We start from the raw sequence: 22277 nt of genomic DNA, 5'->3' as shown, positions 1-22277 counted from the left end.
AGTCCGGTCAATCGGCCTGCGCAAGACCCGCCTCGACGCTGCCGGAAGGACACGACAGCTCGCACCAGCCCCAGTGGTCGAAAATCCACGGTGAGCGCAAGGTCAGCGCCAGCCGCACGAAACACGGCCCCCCCGCCGGCACGGCCAAGTGCAACCGACCGAACGGGTCGCGCTGCAGCGGTGCATCGCGCCAACGCCAACTGCGCGTGCCCGCCGGACTGACCACACTGAGCCGCAACCAGGGCCGCAGCCAGATCGGCGGTCGCCATGGCAGGGCGGCCAGCGGCGACGCCAATCCGGCTGGACGTTCGGGGCGGGCGGCCAGGCGCAGCATGCGCTTGCCGCTCAACGCCATCTGGCTGCGATGTGCAGCCAGCGCGGCGCGCTTGCACGCTGATTGCGCAGCCGTGCCATGGATCTCGAAGGAATCGCCGTCCCCGGCGCGACCATGCACGAGGTAGTTCAGCAGTGGTGGCGGATTGGCCTGTTCCGCCAGCGCCAGGCGCACCAGCACATGCGCCGCACCGTGGTCGGGATGGCGATCGGCCAGCGCCGGCGCCACCACCAGGCTGGGACCGAACTGGCCGATCGCCGCAGCCAACGCCGACACCGAGGCGCCGCACGACTGCAGCAGCTCATCGGTGATGCCCATGTCCGACCAGCCCAACGGCTGCAGTGCCTGCCCCGGCACGCCCAGACACTGCAGCGCCCGCAGCATCTCCGCATGGCGGCGCTGCCCCCAGCGCTGGCGGTCGGCGGCGCGGATGCACACGCGCCGTTCCAGCCAGCGTTGCGGCCACGGGTTGTTGTCGCCTTCGGTCAGCAGCAGGATCCGCACCTCGCCGCCGACTGCCCGCACCTGCTGGATCAGCAGGCCGGTCGCGATGGTCTCGTCGTCCGGATGCGGCGCCACCACCAGCAGGCGGGTCTGCGCGGAAAATACCGGCAACCCGTTCACCGTGGCCGGCGATAAGCGGGCGCCGATCCCGCTCATCGCCACTGCGCCAGCAGTTCCAGCAGCAGCAGGTCGGCGCGCAATGGGCCGCGCAAACCCTCGCGGGTGCGGTTGGCCGCGTCGTACCAGTGGCCCAGCGCCTCGACGTCCATCGCGCTGGCCAGCGGCCCGTGACCGGCTGTCGAACGCGCCTTGATCTCGTCGGCGCTGGCCTGGGCGGCAAACCACAGCCGCTGCGCTGGTTCGCTGTCCAGCCAGCGCTTGACCACTTCGGTCGGCTGGCCGCGACCAGCGGCCAGCGCGGCCAGATCCTTGCGTACTTCCTGCCGTCGCTCCAATGCGCCTTCCCCGGCCCAGGCCCTGGCCAAGCCGGGATTGCCGCCGGCCGCGGCGAGTGCGCCCGCCGCATCGCGCACGCCTTCGGCCTGCAGCCAGGCCATGGCATCGGCACCGGCGGGCAGGTGGAACTCGATCCGCTGGCAGCGGCTGCGGATGGTCTGCGGCAGCCGCCAAGGCGCATCGGCCAGCAGGATCAGCATGGTCTGCGCGGCCGGTTCCTCCAATGTCTTCAGCAACGCATTGGCGGCGGCGGGATTCATCCCATCAGCCGGGTCGATGCTGGCCACCTGCCAGCCACCGAACTGGCTGTTCATGGCCAGCCGCGCCGACAGCTCGCGGATCTGGTCGACCACGATCTCGCTGCGCTGCACGCCGTCCTTGCGCACGCCGAAGCCCAACGTGACCACATCCGGGTGCGAGCCGGCGGCGAGCAGCAGGCAGCTGCGGCAATGCCCGCAGGCATCGCCATCCGTTGGCTCGGTACACAACAGGCCCTGCACGAAGCGCTGCGCGAACGCGCGCTTGCCCAGGCCGGCGGCACCGCACAGCAACAAGGCATGCGGCAGCGCGTCGCGTTGCCGGCGCGCCTGCAGCCGCGCCCAATGTTCGGCGTGCCAGGGTAATCCGTTCATGCCTGCACTTCTCCGAGCAGTGCCGACAGCGCCTGCGTCGCAGCCCGCAGGACCGCGGCAGGCGACTGGCTGGCGTCGATCACCCGGAAACGCTGCGGCTCGGCCGCGGCGCGCTCGCGGTAACTCGTGCGTACCCGTTCGAAAAAGGCATCGGCCTCGACCTCGATGCGGTCGGCGTCGCCGCGACCAGCAGCGCGCGCACGGCCGGTCGCCACCGGCAGATCGAGCAACAAGGTCAAGTCGGGCTTCACGCCGGCACACGCCCAGCGTTCCAGCTCCGCGATGCGCGGCGTCGGCTGGCCGCGGCCGCCGCCCTGGTAGGCGTAGCTGGCGTCGGCAAAACGATCGCACAGCACCCACTGACCCGTACTCAAGGCTGGCTCGATCACTTCGCGTACCAGCTGCGCGCGCGAGGCGAACATCAACAGCAGTTCGGTCTCGGCAGCCAGCCCATGCAGAGTCGGATCGAGCACGATCGTGCGCACTGCTTCACCCACGGCGGTGCCGCCGGGTTCACGCGTCTGCACCAGCGCGATGCCGTGCTGTTCGATGTACTCGCGCAAGCCGGTCAGCAAGGTGCTCTTGCCGGCGCCCTCGCCGCCTTCGAGGCTGATGAATTTTCCGCGCGGGCTGGTCATCGGCAACGCTTCCGCTGGTAGCAGTCGACGTTGCGATTGTGTTCCTCCAGCGTGCGGGCGAATACGTGTCCGCCGTCGCCGCGCGCGACGAAATACAACGCATCGCCAGCGGCCGGGTGCAGCGCCGCGACCAGCGCCGGCTTGCCCGGCAACGCGATCGGCGTCGGCGGCAAGCCAGGCCGGGTATAGGTGTTGTACGGCGTGTCGGTGGTCAGGTCGCTGCGGCGGATGTTGCCGGCGTAGGTCGCGCCCATGCCGTAGATCACGCTGGGGTCGGTCTGCAGCAGCATGCGATCCTGGAGGCGTCGCACGAACACGCCCGCGATCTGCGCGCGCTCCGCCGGAATGCCGGTTTCCTTTTCCACGATCGAGGCCAGGATCAGCGCCTCGTATGGCGTGGCCAGCGGCAGGTCCTGCGCGCGTCCTGCCCACAACTCGTCGAGCGTCTTCACCATCGCGGCATGCGCGCGCCGGAGGATGTCCAGATCGCTGTCGCCTTTCACGTAGGCGTAGGTTTCAGGCAGGAAACGGCCTTCCGGCGCTTCGCCGCCCGCGCCGATCTTCTGCATGACCGCGGCATCGTCCAGCGCGGCGCCGTCGTGGTTCAACTTCTCGGCCCGGGCCAGCGCCTGGCGCAACTCGCCGAAGGACCAGCCGTCGACGATGGTGAAATTGCGTTGCAGCACCCGGCCGGCCGCCATGTTCGCCAACAGCTGGCGCGGCGTGATGCCGGGCTCCAGCGCGTATTCACCGGCATGCAGCTTGCCGGCCACGCGCATCTGCTCGGCCAGCAGGCGCCAATACAGCGGATTGGCCGTGCTGAATCCACGTTGGCGCAACTCGCCGACGATGCCCTTGAAGCTGCTGCCGCGACTGATGTCGATGCTGTCGCCTTGCGTCGCCACGTTCAGCGGCGCCGTACTGAAGTGGGCAAAGTCGTTCCAGCCATAGATCAGCGCGCCGACCGGGACGAACAGCGCGATCAGCAACAGCAGCCGGGGCCATGCACGCCCGCGCATCGGTTTGTCGCTCATCCGTCCTGCTCCATCGAAAACCCCAAGTCCCGCCAATGTTGCTGCAACCGACGGGTCATCACGCCCGGCGCATAGCTGCAGCCATCCAGCGAATGTACCGGCAGGATGCCGCGCACGCTCGAGCTGAGGAAGACCTCACTGGCACCCAGCAAGGCAGGCAACGTCAGCTCACCGACCCGCACCTGCGGATACGCCGCCAGCACTTCGGCACGGGCCACCCCCGCCACGCCGCAGCGTTCCAGCGACGGCGTCAGCCATGCGCCGTCGACCACCGCAAACAGATTGGCCATGGTCGCCGAAATCACCCGCCCGTGGCTATCGAGCAGCAGACCTTCGGCAATCGCCGGATCGTTCCATTCGGCGCGCGCAAGCACCTGCTCCAGCCGGTTGAGGTGCTTGATGCCGGCCAGCAGCGGCTGCTCCGCCAGGCGGATGCTGCACACGCGCATGCGCACGCCTTGCGCGTAGACCTCGGCGGCGACCGGCGGCGGCACGAACGCGGCCACCACTCGCGTCGGCTGCGGCGAGGTTGGCAAGCCGTAGCCGCGCTCGCCGGGACCACGGGTGACGGTGATGCGCAATACCGACTGCGGCATGCCACGGCTGACCTCCAGCGCTTCGCGCCACAGCTGCGCCGGATCGGGTGCCGGTATCTGCAGGCGCGCGCAGCCTTCGGTCAGTCGCTGCATATGGCGCGACCACAGCGGCGCCACCGTACCGACCAGGCGGATGCTCTCGAACAGGCCGTCGCCATAGGCCAGGCCACGATCCAGCGCCGACACCTGTGTCGCCGCCACGCCGTTGACCAGCATGCGCGCCGTCATCAGTCCGGCACTCCCAGCGCGCGCAGCAGGCCGCGCGCCTTGGCACGGGTTTCGTCCAGCTCGCTGGCGGCGACCGAGTCGGCGACGATGCCGGCACCGGCGCGCAGGCTCACTTCATCGCCGGCCACGGTCAGAGTGCGGATCAGGATGTTCAAGTCGAGCTCACCGTTGCGATCGAGATAGCCCAGTGCGCCGGTATACGCGCCACGCGGCGCGTCTTCCAGCGCGGCGATGATTTCCATGCAGCGCACCTTGGGACAGCCGGTGATGGTGCCGCCCGGGAAAGTGGCGGCGATTACCTCGCCGGGCGTCACGTCGGCACGCAGGCGCCCACGTACATTGGAGACGATGTGGTGAACGTGGGCGTAACTCTCCACCACCATCAGTTCGTCGACCTCGACCGAGCCCGGCATGCAGACGCGACCGAGATCGTTGCGTTCCAGGTCGATCAGCATCACGTGCTCGGCACGTTCCTTCGGATGTGCACTCAGTTCGCGGATACGTGCCAGCTCATCATCACCGGGCAGTCGAGGGCGCGTGCCGGCGATCGGCCGGGTCTGCGCCACGCCGCCGCGCACTTCGACCAGTCGTTCCGGCGAGGAGCTCACCACCGCCCAGCCCGGCTGCTGCAGCAAGCCGGCGAACGGCGCCGGATTGGCCTGGCGCAGTACCGCATACAGCGACGCCGGCACGGGCGGTCGCGCAAAACGCGCACGCCAGGCACGCGACAGATTCACCTGGAAGATGTCGCCGGCGTAGAGATGTTCGTGGACGCGCACCACGCCGTCGAGGAACTGTTGCGGCGCGTCTTCATCCCAGCCGGTCAGCGCGGGCAACGGCGGCATTCCCGGTGAAGCGGCGAGATCGGCTTCCAGCGCATCGAGCAGATCCTCGTGGCCGGCCTCGGCAACCAGGATCGTGCAGTCGCGCACATGGTCGACGATCACCGCGGCTGGGCAGCGCACGGCCAGCGCCAGCGGCAGCGTCGGCGACGGCCGCAGTTTCAGCGTCGGCTCGATCTCGCCGGCGAGTTCGTACGCCAGCAGCAATACCCAGCCGCCGTGGAACGGCAGCCCGTCGCTCTCCGGCAGCAAACGTTCGGCCTGCCAGGCCGCATCCAGTGCGTCGAGGAAACGCCCTGCCCGCACCACACCCGCGCCATCGCGCAGGCAGCCGTCGGCGTGCAGGGTCAGCCGCTCGCGCGGGAACGCGAACAGGATGTCGTAGCGCGATTGCGCAGTACCGTGCACCACGCTTTCCAGCAGGCACGGATAACGCTGCGGAAAAGCAGCGGCCGGCGCGAGCAAGTCGCGCCGGCCGTCCAGGATACGGCGATGGCAGGTCACGCTCAGACGCGGCGGAATGCCAGCGTGCCGTTGGTGCCGCCGAAGCCGAACGAGTTGGAGATCGCCACGTCGAGCTTCGCCTCGCGCGCCGTGTGCGGCACGAAGTCGAGGTCGCAGCCTTCGCCCGGCTCGTCCAGGTTGATCGTCGGCGGCAACACCTGATCGCGCAGCGCCAGGATGCTGAAGATCGCCTCGACGCCGCCGGCTGCACCAAGCAAATGCCCGGTGGTCGACTTGGTCGAGCTCATCGCCAGCTTGTAGGCGTGATCGCCGAACACCTTCTTCGCCGCCATCACCTCGCCCAGGTCGCCCAGCGGTGTCGAGGTGCCGTGCGCATTGACGTACTGCACCTCGGTGGGATTGAGGCCGGCATCGTTCAAGGCGGTCTGCATGCAGCGCGCCGCGCCTTCGCCGCCTTCGCTCGGTGCGGTCATGTGGAACGCGTCGCCGCTCATGCCGAAGCCGACCAGCTCGGCGTAGATGCGCGCGCCGCGGGCCTTGGCGTGTTCGTACTCCTCCAGCATCAGCACGCCGGCGCCGTCGGACAGCACGAAGCCGTCGCGGTCCTTGTCCCACGGACGGCTGGCCTTGGTCGGCTCCTCGTTGCGGGTGGACATCGCCTTGGCCGAACAGAAGCCGGCCATCGCGGTACCGGTGGTGGCGAACTCGGTGCCGCCGGCGATCATCGCGTCGGCATCGCCGTACTGGATCATCCGCGCGGCCAGACCGATGTTGTGCGCGCCGGTGGTGCATGCCGTCACACACGCGATATTCGGACCCTTCAGGCCGAACATGATCGACAGCTGCCCCGAGACCATGTTGATGATCGAGCTGGGTACGTAGAACGGCGAGACCCGGCGCGGGCCTTTCGCCGCCAGTTCCAGCGTGGTCGCCTCGATCGTGTACAGGCCGCCGATGCCGGCACCGACCGCCACGCCGATGCGCGGCGCGTTCGCCTCGGTCACTTCCAGCCCGGAATCACGCAAGGCCTGGGTGCCCGCCGCCACGCCATAGTGGATGAACGGGTCCATCTTCTTGACGTCCTTGAGCGGCATCCACTCGGCCGGATCGAAGCCGCTGACCTGGCCGGCGATGCGCGTGGAATAAGCGGAGGTGTCGAAATGGGTGACCGGGCCGATACCGCTGACGCCCTTGAGGACACGCTCCCAGGCGCTGGCGATGTCGTTGCCGACCGGCGAGATGATGCCCATGCCGGTCACTACCACACGTCGCTTGCTCATGCTGATGTTCCTTACGTGGTTGCGTGGATCTGCCGTTGCCGGCAGCCACCTCGTACGGGTCGCAGGGACGTCGCCCGGTCGTGCCTGGCAGGCATCCTGCCCACCATACGGGGTCGGACGTTACAAATTGCAGAAACGAAAACTGCGCCAAGATGGCGCAGCGTTCGGTATCGCCGCATGCAACCGGACTGACCAGCGGGCGCGTGCCAGTCCAGATGCGCGGCGATCAATCCCGGATCGATCAATCCTTGGAGTGGGCCTTGATGTAATCAACGGCCTGCTGCACGGTGGTGATCTTCTCGGCGTCTTCGTCGGGAATCTCGGTCTCGAACTCTTCCTCGAGCGCCATCACCAGTTCCACCGTGTCCAGCGAATCTGCGCCCAGATCGTCAACGAACGAAGCGTTCGCCGTGACTTCATCTTCTTTCACGCCCAACTGCTCGATGACGATTTTCTTGACGCGCTCTTCGATGGTGCTCATGTTGCCCATACCTCTCAAGGAGTAATTGATTTGTTTGTGCCGGCGTAAGGCCTGCAAAAGGCCGGCGCATTGTAGTGGCTAAACCGCGAGGCCGCCACGATTCGCCGGTGACACGAGGGGCGCGGCCCCGATGACCGGCGCGAAAGCGCAATTGTCGCCTAAAACGGGGCCGCTGGCGACAACTGCGTCCATACGTCCTACGGCATGTACATGCCGCCGTTGACGTGCATGGTTTCCCCGGTGATGTAGGCCGCCGCCGGCGAGGCCAGAAAGCCCACCGCCTTGGCGATGTCCGTCGCCTCGCCCAGCCGCCCCAGCGCGATCTGGCCGAGCAGCGCCTGTTTCGACTCTTCCGGCAGGGCGCGGGTCATGTCGGTGTCGATGAAGCCCGGTGCCACCACGTTGACGGTGATCCCGCGGCTGCCGATCTCGCGTGCCAGCGACTTGGAGAACGCGATGATGCCGGCCTTGGCCGCAGCGTAATTGGACTGACCTGGATTGCCGGTGAGCCCGATCACCGAGGCAATCGAGATGATGCGTCCCTTCCTCGCCTTCATCATGCCGCGCATCACCGCCTTGGAAGTGCGGTAGACCGAGGTGAGGTTGGTGTCGATGATCGCCTGCCAGTCGTCATCCTTCATCCGCATCAGCAGCTGGTCACGGGTGATGCCGGCGTTGTTGACCAGGATCGAGACTGCACCGAATTCCTTCGCGATCGCGTCGACCAGCCCGTCGACCGCCGCGCCGTCGGTGACGTTCAGCACGCGGCCGTGGCCGCCATGCGCAGCCAGCCGTCCGCCGATCGCCGCAGCGCCGTTCTCGCTGGTGGCGGTGCCGATCACGGTGGCGCCCAGCGCCGCCAGCTCGTCCGCGATCGCCGCGCCGATGCCGCGGCTGGCGCCGGTGACCAGCGCAATTTCACCCTGCAGTGGTTTGCTCATTTGAATCGTTCCTTGCTGAATCGGAAATCGGGGAGCCTGCGCTCACGCCCACTCGGCGCGCGCGGTATCGAGTTCGGTCGGGGTGCCGATGGCACGTGCCTCGATGCTCTTGTCGATGCGTTTGATCAGGCCGGCCAGCACCTTGCCCGGGCCGCATTCGGCGATGCGTGTGGCGCCACCGGTGGCCAGCGCCTGCACGCACCCGGTCCAGCGCACCGGCAGGTATAACTGGCGCTGCAGCGCGCCGCGGATCTCCTCGACCGTCCCATGGCTGCGCGCCTCGGCGTTCTGGATCACCGGGATCGACGGCAGCTGCCAGTCGATCGTGGCCATCCGCTCACCCAGCCGGTCAGCCGCCCCGCGCATCAGCGCGCAATGCGACGGCACCGACACGGCCAGCTTGATCGCCTTCTTCACGCCCAGCTCGGCCAGTTTCGCCAGTGCGCGATCGACCGCCTCGGCGTTGCCGGCGATCACCAGTTGCCCCGGCGAGTTGAAGTTGGCCGGCGCCACCACCTGGCCCTGCGCCACTTCTTCGCATACCTGCGCGATCTGCGCGTCGTCGCCACCCAGGATCGCCGCCATCGCGCCCACGCCAGCCGGCACCGCGGCCTGCATCAGCCGGCCGCGCTCGGCCACCAGCGCCGCCGCGTCATGCAGCGACAGCGCGCCGGCGCAGACCAGCGCGCTGTACTCGCCCAGGCTGTGGCCGGACAACTGCGCCGGCCGCGCGCCACCCAGCTTCTGCCACACCCGCCACACTGCCACGCTGGCAGCCAGCAGCGCCGGCTGGGTGTTCTCGGTGCGATTGAGCTGGTCTTCCGGGCCCTGCGCGCTCAGCTTCCACAGATCGACGCCGGCGCCTTGCGAGGCTTCCTCGAACGTGACCTGCACCTCGGCATGCGCCGCGGCCAGTTCGGCCAGCATGCCGACCGACTGCGAGCCCTGGCCGGGAAAAACGAATGCGAGCGAAGCGGAAGTGGAACTCATGGATACGCAAATCCTGCCGACGAAAACCGCCATGGTGCCAGCATCGCTGCCCATACGCAGCTGTATTCACTGTTTTTCGGGACACAAAGCACGATGCCGCCCGGGTAGGCGGCATCGCGGAGAACGCTTGATCGAGCGGCGGCTCAGTAACGCAGCAACGCCGAGGCCCAGGTGAAGCCGCCGCCGAACGCCTCCAGCAGCAGGTTCTGGCCGCGCTGCACCTTGCCCGAGCGCACCGCGTAATCCAGCGCCAGCGGCACCGAACCGGACGAGGTGTTGGCATGCTTGTCGACGGTCACGATGACGCGCTCCATCGACATGTTCAGCCGCTTCGCGGTCGCCTCGATGATGCGCAGATTGGCCTGGTGCGGGATCAGCCAGTCGATCTGCGTCTCGTCCATGCCGGCGGCCTGCAGGGTTTCGCCGACCAGCGCGTCGAGCGTCTTCACCGCGACCTTGAACACTTCGCGGCCAGCCATGTTGATGCGCACGCCGTGGTTCGGCTCGTCCTTGAAACCTACCGACACGCCGACCGGGTTGTACAGCAGGTGCTTGTAGCCGCCGTCGGCATGCAGGCAAGTGGCGTAGATGCCCGGCTCGCCGGACGCCTCCAGCACCACCGCGCCGGCGCCGTCGCCGAACAGCACGCAGCTCTCGCGCTCGGTCCAGTCGACCATCCGGGTCAGCGTCTCGGCACCGATTACCAGCACCTTCTTCGACTGCCCGCTCTTGATGAACTTGTCGGCAATGCCCAACGCATAGACGAACCCCGAGCACGCCGCATTGACGTCGAACGCGGCGCAGCCGTTCGCGCCGAGGCGATGCTGCACGAGGCAGGCGGTGGACGGAAAAATGATGTCCGGCGTGGTCGTGCCGAGGATGATCAGATCGAGCTCGGACGCCTTGACGCCAGCCGCTTCCAGCGCACGCTGCGCGGCAAGAAGTGCCAGGTCGCCGGTGGTCTCGCCGTCGGCGGCGATGTGCCGCTGGCGGATACCGGTGCGGGTGCGGATCCACTCGTCACTGGTGTCGACGATCTTTTCCAGGTCGGCGTTGGTTACCACGTGCTCGGGCAACGCACTGCCGGTGGCGATGATGCGGGAGTAGATCTGGGCCATTCAGCTGTCCATCAACGTAAACGAAGGATTGAACGCTCTGGGCGGCGTCAGCGCAACCGTCCCATGCGGCATTCAGGGTGCCCGTCAACGCAAAACGGCGCGTCGCCGCGCCGTCTCGCCTGACCGAAGTCCGGGAACCCCGCGGGATTCCACGAAACTGGTCAATCCTCGACCGACACCGCGCCCTTGGTTTCGATCACTTTCTTGCCGCGATAGTAGCCATCCTTGGTGACGTGATGGCGTAGATGCACTTCGCCACTGGTCGGATCGGTGGACAGCTGCACGGTCTGCAGCGCGTCGTGCGCACGACGCATGCCGCGGGTGGACGGGGTACGGCGGCTCTTGGCAACTGCCATGGTAGTTCTCCAACTGAAACTTGATGATCTGTTGCGTCATGACCCGGGTCGGATGATCCGGGTCGGCGGTTACTTCTTCAGTTCGCGCAACACCGCGAACGGACTTTCAGAGTGCCCCTCGCCGGCAGTATCCGGGTCATGGCTGGTCATCTCGTCGGGCAGGCTGCTGTCCGGATTGACCGGAATCAGCGGCAGCGCCAACAGCAATTCGTCTTCTATCACATCCGCCGGATTCAACCGGCCATCCTCGGCCACCAGCAGCGGCTCGCAATCAGGCGGCAAGCCAGCCTCATCGCGTTCCTGCCTGATCAGGCCAAGCCGGGTAGCCACCGCGATCGGCAGTACAAACGGTTCCAGCGTGCGTTGGCAGATCAGGCTCAGCGACGCCTGGGCGCGAACGTCGACGTAGCTGATACCCAGTTCGTCGCGTCCGAAATCCAGCTCGAACTGCAGCAGCCCATCGGCGCTTGCCAGCATCTCGCACAGGCGGGACATGGTCGCGATGGGTAGCGTTCCCTCGAACGAACGCCGCGCCGAGACCATGCGCCAAGCGTCCACGGACTCTGGCAGTGTCACGGACATAATCGTGAAATGTTAGGTTCGAAGCCGCCCGAAGTCAACTGGCATGACGCCGCAACGGCCTCGTTTCATCCCGGCGGCCGCTTATTTTGCCTGATCCGGCCCCGATGCGGCAGACTGAATCTCCCTGCCGCCTGAGCCACCGCCCTTGAACTCTTATCTGACGCTCGGTACCGCCGTGTTGCTGGCGCTGCTGATTGCCCTGGTGGGCGCGGCCCTGCTGTTGCGCCGGCACCAGACACTGCGCGGCAACAGTCTCAGCACCCTGCTCGATCTGGCCGACCGGCTGGAGACCGACCTGAAGACCTGCCGTAGCGGCCTGCAGCAGGCGCATGCAGTGATGTCACTCAACCCCGACCTGCCCGCCGCCAGCGAACAGGACGCCCAGCATGCGATCGATGCCGGCCTGCGCGCGCTGTTGCAACAACGGCTGTGGATTCGCGACCGTTCGCCACACGCCAGCCAGCACGAACTGGACGAGGCCACCGCGTCGATGCGCAGCGCCCGCGACCGCCTGCAACCCCTGCTGAAGGCACTCGACCAGGCCCAGACCGACCTGAACAGCGCGATGCGCGAACACATCCGGCGCGAGTCGGATACATGACCCCGACCCGTCAAGTGCCACGCATCGTGCTGGGTTCGACTTCGCGCTACCGCGCCGAGCTGCTGCGCCGGCTGCTCGCGGACTTCGAACAAGCCGCGCCCGGGACCGACGAAACCCCGTTGCCGGACGAGACACCCGCGGCACGCGCGCTGCGCCTGGCAATCGCCAAGGCCACCGCGGTTGCGCATGAATACACGGGCGCCCTGGTGATCGGCTCCGACCAGGTCGCCGAGCTTGACGGTCTGATCCTCGACAAGCCCGGCACCGCCGAACGCGCCCGCGCCCAGCTCGCCGCCAGTTCCGGCCGCGAAGTGCACTTCCATACCGCGCTGTGCCTGCTCGACACCCGCAATGGCCGCCGGCATACCCATGTCGATCAAACCCGCGTGCGCTTCCGCACGCTGGACGCGGCGGAAATCGCCCGCTACGTCGAGCGCGAACAGCCGCTGGACTGCGCCGGCAGTTTCAAGTGCGAAGGTCTCGGCATCAGCCTGTTCGAGGCGATCGACAACCGCGACCCCAGCGCGCTGATCGGCCTGCCGCTGATCGCGCTGGCGCGGCTGTTGCGCGAAGCCGGCATGGCGCTGCCATAGGAACGCGCAGCGACGGCTACACTGCTTCTCCAGTCCACCTCAGTCAGTGAAGAACCAGCATCCATGTCCGCCATCACCCAGCCCCACGACGAACCCTTGCAGCAGCGACTGGACGCCGCGATGGCCCAGGTCAACCGCGTGCTGCTGGGCAAGCCGCGCCAGGTGAAGCTCGCCTTCACTTGCCTGATCGCCGGCGGCCATCTGCTGCTGGAAGACGTGCCCGGCGTGGGCAAGACCACGCTGGCGCACGCACTGGCGGCCACCTTTGCGCTGGAGTTCCAACGCGTGCAGTTCACCAGCGACCTGCTGCCGTCGGACATCATCGGGGTCAGCGTGTACGAGCGCGAGACCGGCCAGTTCCGCTTCCACCCCGGGCCGATTTTCACCGGCCTGCTGCTGGCCGACGAGATCAACCGCGCCAGCCCGAAAACGCAGAGTGCATTGCTGGAAGCCATGGCCGAGGGCCAGGTCACCGTGGACGGCCGGACGCAGGCGCTGGCGCAGCCGTTCTTCGTGGTCGCCACGCAGAACCCGCTGGATCTCAACGGCACCTTCCCGCTGCCCGACTCGCAGCTCGACCGCTTCATGCTGCGGCTGTCGCTGGACTACCCGGATGCCACCGCCGAGCGCGCCCTGCTCACCGGCAGCGACCGCCGCGACCTGCTGGCCCAGCTGATGCCGCAACTCGACGGCGCGGCATTGCTCGCGCTGCACCGCCAGGCGCAGGCGATCACCGCCAGCACCGCCCTGCTCGACTACCTGCAGGCCCTGCTCGCCGCCAGTCGACGCCACGCCGACATCCGCGTGGGCCTGTCGCCGCGCGCCGGTCTGGCGCTGCTCGCCGCGGCGCGCGCGTGGGCACTGCTCAGCGGCCGCAGCCATGTGCTACCGGAAGACATCCAGGCGCTGTTCGTGCCGCTGGCCGCGCACCGCCTGCTGCCGGCACGCGGTGTCAACGGCGACACGCTGGCGCGGCAGCTGCTGGCCGAGGTGGCGGTGGATTGATGCGCGATCTGCTGCAGCGCCTGCAACGATGGGCCGAGCACCGGCTGCCCGCACTCACCCGCTACCGCCGCCCGGAAAGCCTGCCGATCGAACTGCATCGGCGACGCATCTACATCGTGCCGACCGGCTTCGGTCTCGGCTTCTCCGTCCTGCTGCTGGTGATGCTGGTCGGCGCGCTGAACTACGCCAACAACGCCGCCCTCCTGCTCACCTGCCTGCTCGGTGCGGCCAGCGCGACCAGCATGCTGGTGGCGTTCCGCAGCCTCGACGGTTTGCGCCTGGGCCACATCCGCGCTGGCCATGCGGTCGCCGGCCAGCGCCTCGAACTCACCCTGGCGTTCGACTCCCGGCGCCCACGCAACGCCATCCGCGTCGATCTCGGTGACCGCACCCTCGCCTTCGCTATCGATGGCCGCGCCACCGCTCAGGTGAAGCTGGCGTTGCCCACCGTGCAGCGCGGCTGGCAGCCGCTACCGCGGATACGGGTATGGACCAGCTGGCCGCTGGGCCTGTTTCGCGCATGGAGCTGGCTGCATCCCGAGCAGTCGGTACTGGTGTGGCCACGCGCGGAAGTCGCCGGACCGCAACCGCACGCACCCGCCGACGACGCCCGCCACATGCGCCTGCACCGCGGCGACGAACTGGCCGCGTTGCGCGACTACCGCGCCGGCGACCCGCAACGACATATCGCCTGGAAGGCCAGCGCCCGCCACGAGAACCTGCTGGTGAAGGATTTCGAGCAGCCGCAAAGCCGCCCGCAATGGCAGCTGGACTGGCGCCGGCTGGGCGGATTGGACAACGAGGCGCGCATCGCCCGGCTGGCGCGCTGGCTGAACGAGGCACAGGCCCAGCGCGGCCACTACAGCCTGTGGCTGCCCGGCAACGAAATTCCCGGCGGCAGCGGGCCGCTGCACTACGCGCATTGCATGAGCGCGCTGGCACAACTGCCATGACGCCTTCACGACCCAAATCACCGAGCGAGCGGCCGATCGACACCCGCGCGTTCGACCTGCTCAGTCTGACCATGGCGCTGGTGCTGGGCCTGCATTCGCCGCACCTGCCGTGGTGGCTCGGCATCGCGCTGGCGCTGATCCTCGGCTGGCGCTGGTGGCAGCGACGGCGCCGGGCCGGTCGGGTGCCGCGCTGGCTCAAGCTGCCGCTGCTGGTCCTGCTGACGCTGGCGGTGATCGTGCAGTACGGCAACATCTTCGGCCGCGAACCCGGGGCGGCGCTGGCGGTCGGCCTGCTGGTCCTGAAGCTGCTGGAAACCGAGGCCGCGCGCGACGTCCGCGTGGGCATCAGCTTTGCCTGCTTCGCGCTGATGACCGCGCTGCTGTTCGATCAGGGACTGATCGCCACCGTGGTGGTCGCGCTGGGCCTGCTGCCGGCGCTGGCCACCTTGCGCGCGCTGGAACCGGGTCAGTTGCCGACCAGCCTGCCGCGCGCCTTGCTGCCTGGCCTGGCGCTGTCGGCGGCGGCCTTGCCGCTGGCCCTGCTGGCCTTCCTGCTGGTGCCGCGACTGAGTTCGCCGTTGTGGGGTGCGCCGTCGCAGGACCAGGCGCGCACCGGTCTCAGTGACAGCATGACGCCGGGCAATTTCACCGATCTGCTCACTGACGACCATCCGGCGATGCGGGTCAGTTTCGACGGCGCACCGCCGCCACCGGACCGGCGCTATTTCCGCGCCTACGTGATGTGGAATTTCGACGGTCGCAGCTGGCGCCATCTCGATCCGCGATATGCCCCGCCACGGCAACCGGCACCGCTCGAGGTCGCCAGCTCGATCCGCTACCAGATCAACCTGCAACCCACCCGGCGACGCGTGCTGCCGATGCTGGATGTGCCGCTGCAGGCGCCGGCGCAGGCCACTTTGCAAGCCGACCACGAGGTGATGGCCGACAAGCCGGTCAACGACCAGCTCGACTACGCCGCACACTCGGCGCTGCAGTATCGGCTGCAGCCCAGTCTGGACGAGCGTTCGCGCCGCCTCGGCCTGCGCCTGCCGGCCGAGTTCAACCCGCGCACGCACGCACTGGCTGCGCAATGGCGGCAACGTTACGGCAGCGATGATGCCGCGATCGTGCGGGCCGCGCTGGGCCTGTTCCACGACGGCGGCTTCCGCTACACGCTGGCGCCGGCGCCGCTGGGACGCGACTCGGTGGACGACTTCCTGTTCGACACCCGCGAAGGTTTCTGCGAGCACTATTCGTCGGCGTTCACCGTGCTGATGCGCGCCGCCGGCATCCCGGCGCGGGTGGTCACCGGCTACCAGGGCGGCTACTGGAACAAGTACGGCAACTACCTGCTGGTGCGCTATTCCGACGCGCATGCGTGGAGCGAGGTGTGGCTGGCCGGACGCGGCTGGGTGCGCGTCGACCCCACCGGTGCGGTGCGCCCGGAGCGCGTTTCGCTGGGCGCAGCCGCGGCCGCCGGCGACCAGTTGTCGTGGTACCGCAACGACTGGTTGCAGGGCCTGCGCAATCGCTGGGACATCGTCAACCGCTGGTGGGATCAGGGCGTTATCGGTTTTGATGCGCTACGCCAGCGCGGCCTGCTGACACCGTTCGGCATCCGCGACGCCGACACGGCGACGCTCGGCGTGCTGCTGGCGATCAGCAGCGTGCTGTTCATCGCGATCGGGCTGGCGTGGGCATTGCTGCGGCGGCAACCGCGCGATCCGTTGCGCGGCGCGCTGCGCGAGCTGGAACGGAAGCTGGCACGCAAGGGCATTGCGCGCCGCCCCGCCGAAGGCCCGCAGCACTACCTGAGCCGCGCCGCCCGCGCGCTGCCGGGTCAACGCGATGAACTGGCAAGGTTGATGAGGAGTTACCTGGAACTGCGTTATGCCCATGACGAACCGCCGACTGAACCATTGCGCGCGTTCCAGCACGCCGTGCGGGATTTCCGTATCGTCAACGTGGTCAAATAAGAGCCGACACGACGGCGCAGGCCGTCGCCCATGTATGGAGAGATCCCCATGTCCCTGTACCGCCCACTGATCCTCGCTGCCGCGCTCGCCCTGCTGGCCGGGTGCGCGACGATTCCGAAACCGCTGGAAGGCACCTATACCGACGTCTCCACCACCAGCGCCCAGCAAGGCGGTGCGGGTGGTACCCGCGTGCGCTGGGGCGGCGAGATCATCAAGACCGAACCGGGTCCGCAGCAGACCTGCTTCTATCTGCTATCGCGTCCGCTGAACAGCCAGGCGCGCCCGAAAGCCGGCAACACCGGCGAGAACCTGGGCCGCTTCGTCGCCTGCCGTGACGGCTTCTACGATCCGGAAGTGTTCGTGCGCGGCCGCGAGCTGACCGTCACCGGCACGCTGCACGGCACGGTGTCGCAGAAGGTGGGCGAGTTCGATTACGCCTACCCGCGCGTCGAGGCCGACGTGGTCTACCTGTGGCCGAAACGCCCGATCATGGTGAACTACCCGCCGGGTTTCTATGACCCGTTCTGGGGTCCGGGCTTCGGCCCGTACTGGGGCGGCTACCCCTACTACGGCGGCTACTATCCCCGCCGGGTGATCGTGGTGCGGCCGCCTCCGCCGCCCCCGCCGAAGAAGTAAGCGCACATGAAAACGCCGGCTCGAAGCCGGCGTTTTCATGTGTAGGATGCGGGCCCTGCGTGCTCAGCCCGGCGGCCAGTGCATGCGCCGCCCCGCCAGCAGGTGGACGTGCAGGTGGTACACGGTCTGCCCGCCATCCTCATTGGTGTTGATCACCGTGCGGTAGCCCTGCTCGGCAAGACCCTCCTGCTTCGCGTACGCCGCCGTGGCCAGCAGCAACTTACCGAGCAGCTCGGCGTCACCCGCCGTCGCGTCGTTGAGCGTGGCCAGCGGCTGCTTCGGGATGAACAGCACGTGCACCGGCGCCTGCGGATTCAGGTCGCGGAACGCCAGCACCTCGTCGTCCTCGTAGACGATGTCGGCCGGAATCTCGCGGCGGACAATCTTGCTGAAAATCGTGTCGCTCATGATCGGTTTCCTGAAGATGATGGCTCAGTCGAGCAGCTGCCGGCCGCCGAACGCATGTGCCAGCGTGCTGCGGTCGACGTATTCCAGTTCGCCGCCCAGCGGCACGCCGTGCGCCAGCCGGGTCGGCCGCACGCCGCCGGCACGGGCCAGCTGGGCCAGATAGTGCGCGGTGGCCTCGCCTTCCACGGTGGGGTTGGTGGCGATGATCAGCTCCTCGATCTCGCCCTCGCCCAGACGCTGGGTCAGCTGCGCCAGCCCCAGTTCCTCCGGGCCCAGCCCGTCCAGCGGCGACAACCGGCCCATCAGCACGAAGTACTGCCCGCGGTAGCCGGTGGCCTGTTCGATCGCCGCCAGGTCGGTGGGCGACTCCACCACGCACAGCACCTGGCGGTCGCGGCTGCTGCTGGCACACAGCGCGCACAGCGGCTCTTCGCTGAAATTGCGGCAGCGCTCGCAATGGCCGATGCGCCGCATCGCCTGCTCCATCACCGCCGCCAGCTTCAACCCGCGCTCGCGCTCGCGCTCGAGCAGATGGAAGGCCATTCGCTGGGCACTCTTGCCGCCCACGCCGGGCAGGCAGCGCAGCGCTTCGATCAGGTCGTCCAGCAGTTTCGATCCGTTGCTCACGACAAATCAGAACGGCATTTTGAAACCGGCCGGCAAGTTCATCCCGGCGGTGAGACCGCCGAGCCTGTCCTTGCTGACCTGGGCCACCTTGTTCACCGCGTCGTTGACCGCGGCAGCAACGAGATCCTCGGCCATCTCCGGATCGTCGGCGAAAGTCTGCCTGTCGATCTGCACGCGGCGTACTTCGTGCGCGCCGGTCATCACCACGCTGACCAGACCGCCACCGGCGCTGCCGGTGACCTCAAGCTTGGCGATTTCCTCCTGCGCGCGCTTCATGTCTTCCTGCATGCGCTGGGCCTGCTGCATCAGCTGGCCGATCTGTCCTCTCATCACACTGCTCCGGATTCGTTGTCAAAGGGTTTGATGGACTGCGGCACCACGCGCGCGCCGAATTCGCGCTTCAGCGACTGCACCAGCGGATCGCCTTCGATCGCCTGCTCGGCAGCAGCCTGGGCCGCATCGCGCGCCTGTGCAGCACGCGCCGCCGGAGTCTGCGCGGCGCCAGCCTGGCTGCTGTTGACGAAACGCAAACGGATGCGTTCGCCCAGCGCCTGACTGATGCGCTCCTCCATCTGACTCACCATCGGCTCCACCGCCAGGCTCATGTGCGCCGGTTGCAGCGCCAGCACCAGGATCTGCCCGTCGCGCTCGCGCAATACCGCGTTCTGCGCCAACAGGCCGAACGGCCCGCGCAGGCCCGCGCGCTCGATCAGCGTCTCCCAGTCCGGCAAGCCGTTTTCGTCTCGCGTGATCGGGGCAGCGGCGACGATCGGCGTCGATGCCGGCGCTGCACGCGATGGCGATGGGGGTTCGTGCTGACGTTCCGGTACGGCGGCAGTCCGTGCCGGTGCCGGTGCCGGTGCCGGTGCCGGTGTCGGTGTCGGTGTCGGTGTCGGTGTCGGTGTCGGTGTCGGTGCCGGTGCCGGTGTCGGAGTGGCAGGGCGGGACGGCGCGGGCGCCGGTCGTTCTGTGCGCGCGGCGGGTGCGCCGTCGCCCGGGCGGAACGCCAGCATGCGCAGCAGCGCCATCTCGAAACCGGTGCGCGCATCCGGCGCCAGCGACAAGTCGCGCCGGCCCGAAGTGGCAATCTGGTAGTACAGCTGCACGTCTTCCGGGGTGATCCGCTCGGCCAGCGCCGCCAGCGCACCGTCGTCGTCGCCGTCCTCGTCCGGCCGGTAACCCGGAATCAGCTGGATCAGCTGCAATCGGTGCAGCACGCTGGCAATGTCGTCCAGCACGCCACCGAAGTCCGGCGAGTACGAGGCGATCTGCGTGCACTCGACCAGCAGCCGCTGGCCGTCGCCGGCGGCCAGTGCGTCGAGTACGCCGAGCACCTGTCCGCGCGCCACGCTGCCGAGCATGGTGCGCACGTCGTCGGCATGCAGCGCACCGCCACCGTAGGCGATCGCCTGGTCCAGCAGCGACAGGCCGTCGCGCAGCGAACCGTCCGCGGCGCGGGCCAGCTCGCCGATCGCGCTGTCCTCGTAGGCGATGTTTTCCGCGGCGAGGATGTGCCGCATCTGGCCGGAGATCTGCTCGGGCAGCAGCCGTTTCAGGTTGAACTTCAGGCAGCGCGACAGCACCGTCACCGGCAGCTTCTGCGGATCGGTGGTGGCGAGCAGGAACTTCACGTGCGGTGGCGGCTCTTCCAGCGTCTTCAGCAAGGCGTTGAATGCGTTCTTCGACAGCATGTGCACCTCGTCGACCAGGTACACCTTGAAGCGGCCGCGCGACGGCGCGTATTGCGCGTTCTCGATCACCTCGCGCACGTCGTCCACGCCGGTATTGCTGGCCGCGTCGATCTCCAGCAGGTCGACGAAACGCCCTTCGTCCACCGCCGTGCACACCGAACACTCGCCGCAGGGGTCAGCCGACTGGCCGCGCTCGCAGTTCAGCGACTTGGCGAAGATGCGCGCGATGGTGGTCTTGCCGACGCCGCGGGTGCCGGTAAACAGGTAGGCGTGGTGCATGCGCCCGGTGTCCAGCGCATTGGTGAGCGCGCGCACCACGTGTTCCTGCCCGACCAGTTCGGCGAACTTGCGCGGACGCCACTTGCGGGCGAGTACCTGATAAGACATGCCTGACTACCTTGGGGCGAAGACTGATTGTGCCAAGTCAGAGGGGGTAAGTCAGTAAAAGCGCCGTCCAAAAATGGCGGCGGCCCCGCCAGCCACACCCCGGCACCCGAATCATTCGCTACCGTTGCTTCCTTCCGGACCTGGCGGAGTTTGCGAACTATCGTCGCGGGGGGACCGACGGGGCCACCATGGACGTGGGCTGTTCAGCCCTGGAACTACCTTCAACTACAAATTGGCGGAGAGAGAGGGATTCGAACCCTCGATACGGGGTTAAGCCGTATACACACTTTCCAGGCGTGCTCCTTCAACCACTCGGACATCTCTCCGCACGAAACTCTCTTCGCCGGCAATCCAGCCCTTCAAAGAGTCGGTAAGAATAGCGGGAGGTCCCCACACAGGCAAGCGAACACGCGCCGATTCAGCCAGCGTCGGCCCTGGGTTCCAGCGGAGTGGGCAAGGCGACACGCCCGCCGGGAATGGCGATGCGGTAGCCGAGTGACACCAGCGCGGTGCCGTCGGCTTCGCTGCCGTAGTGGTAAAGCAGCAACCGGGCGCGCAACGCCTCCGGATACTCGCGTTCGACGTCGTCGACGCCGGTGTGCGAAGGGTTGCCGACCAGGCCGCAGTCGTGGGCGATGACTTCGTTGCCGCCCGCACGGCTGGCCAGCACTTCGGGGATCGGCCGGGTGTCGCCGGTGTAGACGAAGCTGCCGTCCAATGCCAGGCCGTACGAAGTACCCGGCACATGATGGCGGGTGGCGAACACGTCGAACCACAACCCGTCCAGCCAGAAACCACGCGTGCACGGCACCAGCCGGAACGCTTCCCAGAAATTGACGCCGCCTTCGGCGAGGGCGCCGGGGTAATCGGCGACCCGCGCCTGCAGCCACGGGAGCAGCCCGGCATGGATGAAGACCCGGGTGGTGCCGCGCAGGTGCTCGTCGAACCACAACTTGAAGAACAACCGCTCCAGTCCGGCCACATGATCCATGTGGGTATGCGTGACGAATACAGCCGGCGGCAGCGCGTCATAGGCATCCAGGTAGCGGTCGAGTGTGTCCGGCCCGCAATCGACCAGCAGCAGCGGTACGCCGGCACGTTCCAGCACCACGGCCGACGAACCCAGCTCCACCGCATGCGCGGCGCCCACGCCAAGAAAATGCAGATGCCAGTTCATGGGGTCAGCGTACGCCCGTAGCGATACAGCAGTGGTTGCCAGATGTTCTTCTCGAACGCCGCCTCGCCATCGGCGGTCGCGCCGAGCTTGAGCAGCGACCGGCGCAGACGCTGCAGGTTCGCCCGCTGCCAGGCAACGGCCGGGATGCGCATGCGGCCACGGTCGAAGTCGATCAGATACAGCGCGCCTGGCGTCACCAGCACGTTGTGTGCGTTCAGGTCGGCATGCCAGACACCGGCGCGATGAAAGCGCGCCACCAGCGCCCCAACCTCCTCCGCCAGCTCGCCATCCAGCCGCCCCGCCGCCAGGCATTCGGCCAGCGTCTGCGCGCCGGCGATGCGGCGGGTGATCAGGTCGGCAGCGTAGAACAGGCCATGCCGGCAATACCGCGCGGCCACCACGGCCGGACCGGGCAACTCCAGCCGGGCGATCTCGGCGAGCAGGCGAAATTCCGCGAACGGACGCGTGCGATCGGCGCCGGTCCACAGATACCGATCACCCATCGTCGCGGCGACCAGGCCACCGCGACGATAGTGCCGCAGCACGCATTCACCCACCGGTGCGGCGATGATCGCCACGCCGCCGCGACCACCGACCTGCGTGCGCAATGCGCCGCGTTCGCGCCAGTAGTCCGGCGCGAACCAGTCGTGCCCGACTTGTGGCGATACCTCGGCGTCGAACAGAATCGCGCCTTCGGCATCCTTGTGGGTTCGTTCCTGCATCATCATGCCCAGTGACTGCCCACG

At 67.9% G+C, this 22277-nt stretch carries 25 protein-coding genes, 1 tRNA gene and 1 other RNA gene; 6 read left to right on the top strand and 21 right to left on the bottom strand.

Going from position 1 to position 22277, the window contains the following annotated elements; translation table 11 throughout:
• Positions 1–7: 7 nt before the first annotated feature.
• The 13 genes from ABD024_RS06920 to ABD024_RS06860 form a co-directional block, all read right to left on the bottom strand.
• On the bottom strand, positions 8–994 hold the full coding sequence (locus ABD024_RS06920) for a PIG-L deacetylase family protein (protein WP_343850990.1): 987 nt from the start codon (positions 992–994) through the stop codon (positions 8–10).
• Positions 991–1926 (bottom strand): DNA polymerase III subunit delta', encoded by a 936-nt coding sequence (gene holB / locus ABD024_RS06915; RefSeq protein WP_343850988.1) that lies wholly within the window; start codon positions 1924–1926, stop codon positions 991–993. The genes ABD024_RS06920 and holB overlap by 4 nt, the downstream gene beginning before the upstream one ends.
• On the bottom strand, positions 1923–2564 hold the full coding sequence (tmk, locus tag ABD024_RS06910) for a dTMP kinase (RefSeq protein WP_343850986.1): 642 nt from the start codon (positions 2562–2564) through the stop codon (positions 1923–1925). Before tmk ends, holB begins: the two co-directional genes overlap by 4 nt.
• The gene (gene mltG, locus ABD024_RS06905) at positions 2561–3598 is read right to left on the bottom strand and encodes an endolytic transglycosylase MltG (RefSeq protein WP_343850984.1); all 1038 of its coding nucleotides are present in this window, start codon (positions 3596–3598) and stop codon (positions 2561–2563) included. Before mltG ends, tmk begins: the two co-directional genes overlap by 4 nt.
• Positions 3595–4422 carry an aminodeoxychorismate lyase gene (pabC, locus tag ABD024_RS06900; protein ID WP_343850982.1) on the bottom strand — a complete coding sequence of 276 codons (828 nt, stop codon included), beginning with the start codon at positions 4420–4422 and terminating at the stop codon, positions 3595–3597. Before pabC ends, mltG begins: the two co-directional genes overlap by 4 nt.
• A complete protein-coding gene (locus ABD024_RS06895) occupies positions 4422–5768 on the bottom strand; it encodes an aminodeoxychorismate synthase component I (protein WP_343850980.1) in 1347 nt (448 codons plus the stop codon). Before ABD024_RS06895 ends, pabC begins: the two co-directional genes overlap by 1 nt.
• 2 nt (positions 5769–5770) lie before the next feature.
• On the bottom strand, positions 5771–7009 hold the full coding sequence (fabF, locus tag ABD024_RS06890; protein ID WP_343850978.1) for a beta-ketoacyl-ACP synthase II: 1239 nt from the start codon (positions 7007–7009) through the stop codon (positions 5771–5773).
• Between the two features lie 241 nt (positions 7010–7250).
• Positions 7251–7490 carry an acyl carrier protein gene (acpP, locus tag ABD024_RS06885; RefSeq protein ID WP_007805185.1) on the bottom strand — a complete coding sequence of 80 codons (240 nt, stop codon included), beginning with the start codon at positions 7488–7490 and terminating at the stop codon, positions 7251–7253.
• Positions 7491–7687: 197 nt separating this feature from the next.
• On the bottom strand, positions 7688–8431 hold the full coding sequence (gene fabG / locus ABD024_RS06880) for a 3-oxoacyl-ACP reductase FabG (protein WP_343850975.1): 744 nt from the start codon (positions 8429–8431) through the stop codon (positions 7688–7690).
• A 42-nt stretch (positions 8432–8473) separates the two neighbouring features.
• Positions 8474–9421 carry an ACP S-malonyltransferase gene (gene fabD / locus ABD024_RS06875; RefSeq protein WP_343850973.1) on the bottom strand — a complete coding sequence of 316 codons (948 nt, stop codon included), beginning with the start codon at positions 9419–9421 and terminating at the stop codon, positions 8474–8476.
• A gap of 143 nt (positions 9422–9564) precedes the next feature.
• The gene (locus ABD024_RS06870) at positions 9565–10539 is read right to left on the bottom strand and encodes a beta-ketoacyl-ACP synthase III (protein WP_343850971.1); all 975 of its coding nucleotides are present in this window, start codon (positions 10537–10539) and stop codon (positions 9565–9567) included.
• 161 nt (positions 10540–10700) lie between these two features.
• On the bottom strand, positions 10701–10895 hold the full coding sequence (rpmF, locus tag ABD024_RS06865; protein WP_343850969.1) for a 50S ribosomal protein L32: 195 nt from the start codon (positions 10893–10895) through the stop codon (positions 10701–10703).
• Positions 10896–10964: 69 nt separating this feature from the next.
• Entirely contained in the window at positions 10965–11438 is a 474-nt protein-coding gene (locus ABD024_RS06860) for a YceD family protein (RefSeq protein WP_343854533.1), read from the bottom strand.
• A gap of 184 nt (positions 11439–11622) precedes the next feature.
• Between ABD024_RS06860 and ABD024_RS06855 the strand changes: the two genes are divergently transcribed.
• From ABD024_RS06855 to ABD024_RS06830, 6 genes are all read left to right on the top strand, one after another.
• On the top strand, positions 11623–12078 hold the full coding sequence (locus tag ABD024_RS06855; RefSeq protein WP_343850967.1) for a hypothetical protein: 456 nt from the start codon (positions 11623–11625) through the stop codon (positions 12076–12078).
• On the top strand, positions 12075–12671 hold the full coding sequence (locus ABD024_RS06850) for a Maf family protein (RefSeq protein WP_343850965.1): 597 nt from the start codon (positions 12075–12077) through the stop codon (positions 12669–12671). Before ABD024_RS06855 ends, ABD024_RS06850 begins: the two co-directional genes overlap by 4 nt.
• A gap of 63 nt (positions 12672–12734) precedes the next feature.
• Positions 12735–13676 carry an AAA family ATPase gene (locus tag ABD024_RS06845; protein ID WP_343850963.1) on the top strand — a complete coding sequence of 314 codons (942 nt, stop codon included), beginning with the start codon at positions 12735–12737 and terminating at the stop codon, positions 13674–13676.
• A complete protein-coding gene (locus ABD024_RS06840) occupies positions 13676–14629 on the top strand; it encodes a DUF58 domain-containing protein (protein ID WP_343850961.1) in 954 nt (317 codons plus the stop codon). The genes ABD024_RS06845 and ABD024_RS06840 overlap by 1 nt, the downstream gene beginning before the upstream one ends.
• On the top strand, positions 14626–16605 hold the full coding sequence (locus tag ABD024_RS06835) for a transglutaminase TgpA family protein (RefSeq protein ID WP_343850959.1): 1980 nt from the start codon (positions 14626–14628) through the stop codon (positions 16603–16605). Before ABD024_RS06840 ends, ABD024_RS06835 begins: the two co-directional genes overlap by 4 nt.
• 48 nt (positions 16606–16653) lie before the next feature.
• On the top strand, positions 16654–17241 hold the full coding sequence (locus ABD024_RS06830) for a Slp family lipoprotein (RefSeq protein WP_343850957.1): 588 nt from the start codon (positions 16654–16656) through the stop codon (positions 17239–17241).
• A gap of 63 nt (positions 17242–17304) precedes the next feature.
• On the opposite strand, the gene ABD024_RS06825 is transcribed toward ABD024_RS06830, so the two are convergent.
• From ABD024_RS06825 to ABD024_RS06790, 8 genes are all read right to left on the bottom strand, one after another.
• A complete protein-coding gene (locus ABD024_RS06825; RefSeq protein WP_343850955.1) occupies positions 17305–17649 on the bottom strand; it encodes a histidine triad nucleotide-binding protein in 345 nt (114 codons plus the stop codon).
• A gap of 24 nt (positions 17650–17673) precedes the next feature.
• Positions 17674–18276, bottom strand: coding sequence for a recombination mediator RecR (recR, locus tag ABD024_RS06820; RefSeq protein WP_343850953.1), 603 nt, complete (start codon positions 18274–18276; stop codon positions 17674–17676).
• Positions 18277–18282: 6 nt separating this feature from the next.
• Positions 18283–18606 (bottom strand): YbaB/EbfC family nucleoid-associated protein, encoded by a 324-nt coding sequence (locus tag ABD024_RS06815; protein WP_343850951.1) that lies wholly within the window; start codon positions 18604–18606, stop codon positions 18283–18285.
• Positions 18606–20354, bottom strand: a complete 1749-nt coding sequence (gene dnaX / locus ABD024_RS06810) for a DNA polymerase III subunit gamma/tau (protein ID WP_343850949.1) — start codon at positions 20352–20354, stop codon at positions 18606–18608. Before dnaX ends, ABD024_RS06815 begins: the two co-directional genes overlap by 1 nt.
• Positions 20355–20437: 83 nt before the next feature.
• Positions 20438–20534, bottom strand: an RNA gene (ffs, locus tag ABD024_RS06805) — signal recognition particle sRNA small type.
• Between the two features lie 53 nt (positions 20535–20587).
• A tRNA-Ser gene (locus ABD024_RS06800) sits at positions 20588–20680 on the bottom strand.
• 92 nt (positions 20681–20772) lie between these two features.
• Positions 20773–21531, bottom strand: a complete 759-nt coding sequence (locus ABD024_RS06795) for an MBL fold metallo-hydrolase (RefSeq protein ID WP_343850947.1) — start codon at positions 21529–21531, stop codon at positions 20773–20775.
• Positions 21528–22259: a 3-deoxy-D-manno-octulosonic acid kinase gene (locus ABD024_RS06790; protein ID WP_343850945.1), complete on the bottom strand. Its 732-nt coding sequence runs from the start codon at positions 22257–22259 to the stop codon at positions 21528–21530. The genes ABD024_RS06795 and ABD024_RS06790 overlap by 4 nt, the downstream gene beginning before the upstream one ends.
• Positions 22260–22277: the final 18 nt, after the last annotated feature.

It is taken from the genome of Rhodanobacter soli (genome assembly GCF_039523495.1).
Lineage (GTDB): Bacteria > Pseudomonadota > Gammaproteobacteria > Xanthomonadales > Rhodanobacteraceae > Rhodanobacter > Rhodanobacter soli.
This window is presented reverse-complemented; position numbering and strand designations above follow the sequence as displayed.